This window comes from Pseudonocardia sp. GCM10023141 (assembly GCF_042653605.1).
The window spans coordinates 1-1840 of sequence record NZ_JBHSIR010000110.1; the positions used below are offsets into that span (position 1 = coordinate 1).

The 1840-nt window shown below is 62.1% G+C and carries 1 protein-coding gene; it reads right to left on the bottom strand.

Features of this window, described 5'->3' with window-relative positions:
• Nucleotides 1-35: 35 nt before the first annotated feature.
• Complete coding sequence (gene ltrA, locus ACFPFQ_RS48305) at nucleotides 36-1295, bottom strand: group II intron reverse transcriptase/maturase (protein ID WP_379630071.1); 1260 nt, start codon at nucleotides 1293-1295, stop codon at nucleotides 36-38.
• Nucleotides 1296-1840: the final 545 nt, after the last annotated feature.

The following is a 1840-nucleotide window of genomic DNA, read 5'->3' on the forward strand; positions in this document are numbered from 1 at the left end:
GGGGCTCTTCTCCTCCAGTTGAGGTGAGGACGTATTCATCGAATCCGTCCCAGGAACGCGGTCGTCCATTGCCAGTGCGCGAACAGCTCAGGTACTCGTTGGACGAGCGTGAGCCACCACGCTTTAGCACGTTTGTACGACCTCAGCCGCCGATACTTCCGTCGAGCCCACCGCAGCACATAGGCGTTGATGCGGGCGAGAAGGTGATGCATCTCGTGCCGGTTGAACCGGCCCCAATATGTCATCCAGCCTCGCACGATCGGGTTGATCGCATCTGCGAGACTGTCCAGAGTCCAGGAAGGGCGTCGATGCAGCCGCCAGGAGCGGAGTTCGTCACCCTTCGCCTTCAGCGCTTCCTTGCTCATCGCCGGCGTGAACGACGTGAACAGCTCGTTCGTCCGAGGATTGTGCATCTTACGCTGCCGGAACGTGTAGCCCAGGAACGTAAACGACGTGTACTCATAAGAGCCTCGCCGGGCCGTGTCCTGGCAGTACACGATTTTGGTCTTGGCCGGGTGCAGCCGCAGCCCGACCTCGACCATCCGTTGACTGATCGCATCCCGCACGTGCTCGGCTTGTCGCCGCGTCGCGCAATGCACCACCGCGTCATCTGCATATCGTTCGAATGTGACAGTCGGGAATTCCCGGACCAGCCACGTGTCGAACGCGTAGTGCAGAAACAGGTTTGCCAACACCGGAGAAATCGCCGACCCTTGTGGGGTTCCGCGATCCGGCACCTCTCGTGTGCCGTCTGGGCGCTGCACCGGGGCGATCAGCCACCGCCGGACATACAGCAGCACCCATTCCTGACCAGGGCGAAGGTTCGCCGCTACCGCCTTGACGACAAGGTCGTGGTCCAGGCTGCCGAAGAAGTTCTGGATGTCGAGATCGATCACCCAGTCCCGCTTCCAGCAGCGCTTTCGGCACGTCGCGACCGCGTCCAGGGCCGAGCGCCGTGGCCGATAGCCGTAAGAATCGGGGTGGAACATGCGCTCCACTACCGGCTCCAAGACCATCGTTGCCACGGTCTGCGCAACCCGATCGGACAGGGTCGGGACACCGAGGATCCTCACCCCGCCGCCATGCGACTTCGGTATCTCCACTGCCCGGACCGCGGGCGGAAAGTACGACCCCGAGGACATTCGGTTCCAGATCTGGTACAGATTGTTGCGTAGATCCTTCTCGAACTCCTCGATCCCGACCCCGTCGACCCCTGCGGCCCCACGATTGGCCTTGACCTTCTGGTACGCCTTCACCACGAGCTCCTTGGAGATCGCGTACGGCTTGTCCTTCAACTTTGGTGAATCCACTCGATCCCTCCCAGTCAGACTGGTTGCCCGAACGAACACTCCAGGAAGAGCCGACCCCTTCGCTGTTCCCGCCATTACGCGGGCGTCATCACTACTACGGGCCGGTCCGCCAGCGGGACCCGCATCGGTACTCAACGACTCACGGTTTCTGCCGCCCGTCGCGCTCCCTCTCGCCGCCTACACCGCTGCAGGCAGCAGCTGTCGGGTCCCGCCTTCCCACGTTCCGCATAGAAGCCGCAGACCGGACTCACGCCGTCTTCATGCCGGACACCACCTGGCCAATAAACGGGCACCCGCCAGGTTCATCCCAGGCCCTATTCTCCGACCTGGTTTTGATGCCATCTACCAGATTTCGACACGTCAGCAACGGTTCGCTTGCGCTCGTCTTCCCGGTCCCCACCTGACGTGCTCCAGCACGCCTTTTCCCATGACGCTCACCACGACGGTCTTCAGCCAACGCAGCTCAGGGCGGTTTGGAATCTCCCCCCGCAGGGCGATCCCGAAGGGCCACAAAACCTTCATCTCCTACA